Below are 6,665 nucleotides of genomic sequence, written 5' to 3' on the forward strand. Positions count from 1 at the left end.
TGCGACGTGGCAATCTCATTTAGCCAATCTTTTTTGTCCTTTTCCAAGGATAAGCAATAAAAAAATTAAAAAATAAAGGCGCCCTCCCCGCCGTAAGCGCCACCCCTCCAAGGAAGGGAATTGTTAGATTTATTCTTTCTCATTTTTGTTTGATCACTTTTCATTGTTTTCAGCATTTTCAGGATAGACCTTCATGCTGCCTAGCAGCACCAGATGAGGATGAAAATCCAAATTCGATGTGGCAGAGCTTGTCACTACATTAATCAGGCGCATTACATTACACCCCTGCAGCTTTTAAATCTTTGGTAAGGACTTTATTTATCAAGTCCATAAATTGGCTTTCAAGGAAGTATTTTTAAATATTCCACATTATTTAATGACTTTTTGGTTCAAATTCAGAAACGAAAACTATTGGACATACTTTCAATACGACGGAAAAGATCCTCAGTAATATCGATATGAAAAACCTCAGCAATCACTTGGGTCCACCCATGAATAAAGTATATCCATCCATCTTCAACCGTCAGATTTTTCTTTTCTTTTTGATGGAGCGCCTGGTGCATAAAGAGGAGATCGCCTCGATAATTAATCTCCCATACTAAGCTATTTTGAGGAAATTCGCATTGATTAGAAAGCGGTGATCCTGGTCGATCTTTCCCTAAGCCAGTTGCATTGACGATGAGAGAAAAGGGTTTCATATCTTTTAAAATGGTATCGTTGATAGCTACATCCGGACAATGATGGTATTCAATAGGTGCCTTCGGACAGAGCTTTTTCATAATTTCTTTCATCGATTCCAATCGCGGGGTACTTCGGTTGGCGACGTACATTTTTGATGGGACATTTAATCCTTTATTTTGATCAAATAGATAGGCGGCCATCGCTCGGGCACTTCCTCCAGCACCCATGATGAACACCTCACCACTGTGGTCATGCCAAAAATTTTTCGGCACAAAAGCTTCTAATGCTAAGCCACTCGATATTGGATCTTTGGCATGTCCTACTAATCGACCATCTTTTTTAGAAATTGAGGAAAGCTCTCCAAAGGCCTGAGAATAGGGGTCAAGAAAATCAAATAAATCCTTGCAGGCATTATACAAATCAATTTTATGGGTGGTTACCAATGCTCCTAAAGAAAGAGGGTCGTCTTTTATAAAGGAAACTGCTTTACGGTAATCACCTTCCGGTGCATGTATGGTAATATCAATTCCTTTTAGAACGGTTCCATCTAAACCCAACTCTTTTGCCCACAAGGGGAAAAGCTTCATGATGGAAGACTTTTCAGTGGTAACACCGATAAAATACATGGTGGGTTGTGTAGCCTTATCAGGTAATTTCAATCCAATTCCCCCTTATTTATTTTTACGTTTTGGGTTGTCGATAACTGTAACCTTCCCATCAATTTCAACGACCAATTTCGGATAACCTTGTTCTTCAATAGTGGCGTAATCATGACCAGCATCGGCAGGGAAAATACAATAAAAGACTAACAGCTCGTTTCCAACATTCATGGTCCGATGCGACCAATTGGGGGGGATGTAGGAAGCTGAACCAGGAAACATTTCTAAAACTTCACAATCACCATCGGTAGATTCCATGATCAACCTCCCCTGCCCTCGTAAACAAAAGTATATTTCGGCAGTGCTGAGTTTCTCATGATAATGTCCTTTGGTTAGGAAATATTCATTCCCGATTTTTCCCGGATAAATAATGGTCGTGCAGTGGCCTAAGTGCCCCTGCTCTTCGGGTACATCAGCATAAATCACTTCATAAACCAGTGGATCGCCCTTTTGGATTAATTCTTCAGCGGCTTGAGTATCATAAAACATGTTTTTTACGTCACTGACTTTGCGAATAATTCGTTTACCAGGGTCTAGCGTCCCCGATTCAAAATTGATTACGACATTATAAGGTTTCATAAGAATCCTTCCTTTCTGAACTGAGTATATATGATAACGGATTCTATAATCATTTCATAATAACTCTCGATATTTTTCAAAAACTTCATTCATTTTGTCCATGGTTTCCAAATAATAAGGGATAAATTTTTCATAGACTTTTGATAATTTTTCATCTGGATAATGAACTTTTTTCTTTTCAACCGAATTGAGAGAAGTTTTTTGCAAATCTTGAAATACACCGACTGCATGACCAGCGATTAAAGCTGCACCCCATACTGCATATTCTTGGCGATTTAATTCAACATAGGGTACTTTTAAAATACTCGCTTTAATCCTATTCCAAAGAGGAGACTTTGCTCCTCCCCCAATCACCCGAACTTCTTTAAAAGTAAGGTTGGGTATCAATTCTCGAATGACTTTTAAGTAAAAAGCATATTCAAAAGCTATGCCCTCCAATATCGCTCGGTATAGATTTTCACGCCGGTGATCCCAGCTAAAACCAGCAAAAACTCCTCGTAGCCAGGGTTGGGTGGGAAAATTTCTTCCTCGTAAGTGGGGAATAAATATAACTCCCGAAGGTTTTGGTGCATTTTGTTCTATTTCCTGAGCCATTAATTGGAAAGCATCGCGGGAATCAGCCCATTCCCGAAAGAGCTCTTTTTTTGCCCATTCTAAATCCATTCCACCACCGTTAATATAAGCCATAACATAATAAAAATCTTTTAAAACAGATTGGGCTAACATGAGGGCTTTATATTTTACATCAGGATTGTATTCATCGACAAACAAGCTAAAGCATGATGCAGTCCCGGCAACATCAAAAGCAATTCCTGGTTCAGATACTCCAGCTCCTAAGGCATTTGCTGCTTGATCACCACAACCAGCTATCAGAGGAATCCCAGCTAACAACCCCATTTCTTTTGCCCATGGTTGTTGCAACTTACCAATTTGCAGACAAGGATCAACTATTCGAGGGAATTTATCCTCTTCAACATCAAATATCTGAAGGATTTCTTTGTCCCAACGAAGATTGCGAAGGTCTCCAAAACAGGTAAAGTGCAAATTGGTATAATCTAAATAAGTTTCTTCACCAGATAACCCAGCTAACTTTTGCGTTATCCAACTGGAAGGAACGGTGAATTTTTTAATCTTTCGATAAATTTCTGGTCTTTCATGTTTCCACCATAAAATTTTTGGACCGTGATTGATACTTGGTCCCATGCCACTCTGACGAATAACTAATTGTTCTGCTTCCTTTTTCATCATTTCAGCATAATCTGCCGAACGAAAATCTAACCAAGAATCATAGGGGGTCGCTGCTTCACCCCGATCATCAACTCCCATAATTCCTGCCATTTGACCATCAAGTGCTATTGCTGCAACTTGGTTCGGAGAAATACCACTCTTCTCCATAACTTTCTTGACCGATTGTATAACCGATTGAAACATTTCATCAGGATCCTGGGTAACACTCCGATCATCGCCATAAATTATATTGGAATCAACCTTCTCAACAACTATCAATTCACCCTTATCATTAAAAAGAGCTGTTTTTGTAGCCGTTGTTCCCAAGTCACAACCAATCAAATAAGTCATTTTTCACCACTCCCCATCAAAATTTATCGGTTTTTGTTGTTTTATTGATCGGTGGGCATATTCCACCACTTGCACCGCCCGAAAACCATCTACCACCGATGGTTCCGGCTTTTCATCCTTCTGTATACATCGAATAAACGATTTCATTTCTTCCAAATAACCTTCTTTAAAACGGTTTCTCCAAGCATCATGGGTGTCACAAATGGCTTTTTTATCCAAAGTCATTAATACCGGACCATTCCCTTCGGTGGTTCCAATTCTTATCATGCCCTTGTTACCTAATATTTCCATCCTTCCATCGTAAGCGTATCCAACCGGACAACCACCATCAATTGATCCTAATGGACCATCCTGGAAAGTAACAGTCACAATATAATGGTCATAAAAATCAGGAAATTTCTCGCTGGCTTGGGGTGATTTAAAATTTTTTGCTTCCATGTAAATTCTTTCCGGTTTTTTTCCGGTAAACCATAAAACCGAATCAATATCGTGAGCAGAAACTTCGGCCAACATTCCACCACTCTTTGATCGATCCCAAATCCAGGCCGGAGGAAGCCCTGGTCCTCGACCGGTCGATTTAATCACCACCAAATCTCCAATAATTCCATCTTGAACCATTTGATAGGCTTTTCGTATGGCCGGATCGTATCGCCTCATAAAACCGATTTGAAATTTTATCCCAGTTTTATTAACGACCTCTTTAATCTTTTTGGCTTCTTCAAGGTTTTGTGCCAAAGGTTTTTCAGAAAAAACATGCTTCCCTGCTGCAGTAGCTTTTTCAACGATTTCTCGATGAGTAAAAGTCAACGACCCAATACATACTGCATCGATATTTTCTTTTTTTAATATATCATCGAGGCTGGTTGAGTATTTTTTTACTCCAACTTCTTCTGCCGATTGTCTTGCCCTACTTTCATCAATATCAACTATTGCTACCAATTCAGCTTCTGGAATATAGTTCGTTAAATTCCGACCATGAACCATTCCTGCCCTTCCGGCTCCAACCAAAACAAATCTGACTTTATCCAAGTTTCATACCTCTCTTTCTTCAATGATTTTTCTTGATTATTTTCTATTCTGTAACTCCGTGATTATCTTTTTTTTACATCCGGAGTCCTTGCTCTTTGAGAGCCCAAGGTTTTCATCCATCCGCTCCGCCATTCTGAGGAGCGTATTGTGCGAAGTGAGAATCTCATCTTTTTTAATTTTCTTGACACATTCTATAACCCTCGAGCTTGATAAATCCTGGCCCATTCCGCTACTACATGATACTCCTCCGTAGGAGGAGAATTCTTTATTCGTCATTACTAAGAACTTAGTGACATGGCAATCCCTTATGCTCAATCGTTATTATTTTCTTCTTTTGGATAAAAGTATATATAGAGGGATTCGATTGGTTACCAATAAATTCAAATCCCCCTCTTACCCCCTTTGCTAAAGGGGAAGATTGATCTCTGAATAAGTATTTAAATATTTTCATTGTCTTCTCATGCTACCATAGTGGTATGAGGTTCTATCCTGAAAACCTACGGGCATGATAAATCAAGCCCCTACCAAAGAATTTAAAAAATGTAGGTGCGCAATTTATTGCGCCCGATCTTCATTTAATGTAGCAGTATGCTATGGTATGTCGAATCTTAGGTTTTCATCCTCCTCTGGTACTGCTATGTAGCATGAAGGTCTATCCTATTATATTTTTCCTTTTATAAGGAAAAATTATTTAGAAAATACTTCGACTTTAATTTTTCCTTTATCACCCCGAAAACGGGATTGAAAGTAATCCATAATGGTATTTTCTGGAGTATAAGTGATGTTTTTCATGAATATTACCGGAGCTCCTTCGGGAATTTCCAGAACTTTCGAATCAAGGTCATCAGCTACTGTTGCTTCTAAAGTTATCTCGGCTCGAAAGGCCCGAAGGTGGTATTTTTCAAAGAGAGTTCGGTAGAGCGACTTATCGGTAAGGTCTTCATGAATAAGATCAGGGCAGAGAGATAAGGGAATAAAGTTAGAAACTTTGACAATTGGCTCCCCTTCAACATAGCGCATCCTTTGAATGCAGATAATAGGATCATTTTCAGCAATGGTTAAAATTTTCCCAATATTAGGAAGGTCATTTCTCACTTCAATGTTCAAAACTTTGGTGTGAACTTGATAACCTTTCTCTGCCATGTCGTCATAAAAAGTTGAAAACTGTTGAATGAAACCGTAATTAAACTTGGGGCGGGAAACAAAGGTCCCCCTTCCTTTTTCGCGATTGAGGAGACCTTCATAAGCTAATTCTTTTATAGCCTGGCGGACGGTAGGCCGGCTGATTTGATATCTCTCTGACAATTCCCTTTCCGAAGGAATAATGTCTCCTGGTTTTAAAACACCGGTTTCAATATCTTTACGAATCATTTCTATTAATTGATAATAGAGAGGTATGGGGGTTTTACGATTTAAGGTTGACACTTTATATTACTCCTCCAAGAGGGATGAAATAGGTTAAGTGGTTAATACCACTTAACATGATATTATAGTGCTTTCCCATAGTCAAGAATGATCACCTTTAAGTTTCTTTCCATTTGCCTTTTCTATATATAGAAATAAAGAAAATATGATCTATCCTCATTATATTTCAATCATCTTGCCGCTTTCAGCCGACTTGATTTTCATGAAATAAATCTCCCTATCCACAAAAACTTATTTATAATTTTTCTTTATTTTAAGACAACACCTCAATATCCAACCCGATTACTGAGGCGATTACTTCTAAGTCAATTTTATGATGTCCGATTAATATACAATTATGATGAGAATAAAGTTTATTCATCAAAAAGTGACCATCGGGAACTCGAATCAAAGCACCATTTCGACAATCGGAACCAGGAAATTGAACATACTTCTCCAAATGTCCTTCTACTACCAATAAAGAAGAAAGCGACGAATCAATTTTTGCAAGGGTTACCTTCCCTTCGGGAAATCTCCCATCAATGGCAGTTGCATCTTCATGAACAATTTCAAGAACTCTTGGTTTTAATTTCCATTGATTAGAAAAAGAACGTGGAATTAATCCAAAATATCCACAATGAGCGACTAAGAGATGATCATCGGGGTTTTGAATCTCAGGGAAAGAATCAATCTTTTCGTGTTTTAAGGCAGCCATTCCCATCAAAAATGGATAAA

At 38.6% G+C, this 6,665-nt stretch carries 5 protein-coding genes and 1 pseudogene; all 6 read right to left on the reverse strand.

Annotated elements, in window-relative coordinates; genetic code table 11:
* Positions 1-395: 395 nt before the first annotated feature.
* The gene (locus PLK24_RS06860; RefSeq protein ID WP_349770662.1) at positions 396-1,346 is read right to left on the reverse strand and encodes a shikimate dehydrogenase family protein; all 951 of its coding nucleotides are present in this window, start codon (positions 1,344-1,346) and stop codon (positions 396-398) included.
* A 6-nt stretch (positions 1,347-1,352) separates the two neighbouring features.
* Entirely contained in the window at positions 1,353-1,919 is a 567-nt protein-coding gene (locus PLK24_RS06865; protein WP_324477583.1) for a glucose-6-phosphate isomerase family protein, read from the reverse strand.
* A 54-nt stretch (positions 1,920-1,973) separates the two neighbouring features.
* A complete protein-coding gene (locus PLK24_RS06870) occupies positions 1,974-3,497 on the reverse strand; it encodes an FGGY family carbohydrate kinase (protein ID WP_324477585.1) in 1,524 nt (507 codons plus the stop codon).
* Between the two features lie 3 nt (positions 3,498-3,500).
* Positions 3,501-4,526 carry a Gfo/Idh/MocA family oxidoreductase gene (locus PLK24_RS06875; protein ID WP_324477588.1) on the reverse strand — a complete coding sequence of 342 codons (1,026 nt, stop codon included), beginning with the start codon at positions 4,524-4,526 and terminating at the stop codon, positions 3,501-3,503.
* Positions 4,527-5,213: 687 nt separating this feature from the next.
* The gene (locus PLK24_RS06880) at positions 5,214-5,951 is read right to left on the reverse strand and encodes a GntR family transcriptional regulator (protein ID WP_324477589.1); all 738 of its coding nucleotides are present in this window, start codon (positions 5,949-5,951) and stop codon (positions 5,214-5,216) included.
* A 253-nt stretch (positions 5,952-6,204) separates the two neighbouring features.
* Positions 6,205-6,665, reverse strand: a pseudogene (locus tag PLK24_RS06885) (hypothetical protein); the annotation flags it as partial.

The sequence above is a fragment of the Atribacter sp. genome (assembly GCF_035418125.1).
Classification (GTDB): Bacteria; Atribacterota; Atribacteria; order Atribacterales; family Atribacteraceae; genus Atribacter; species Atribacter allofermentans.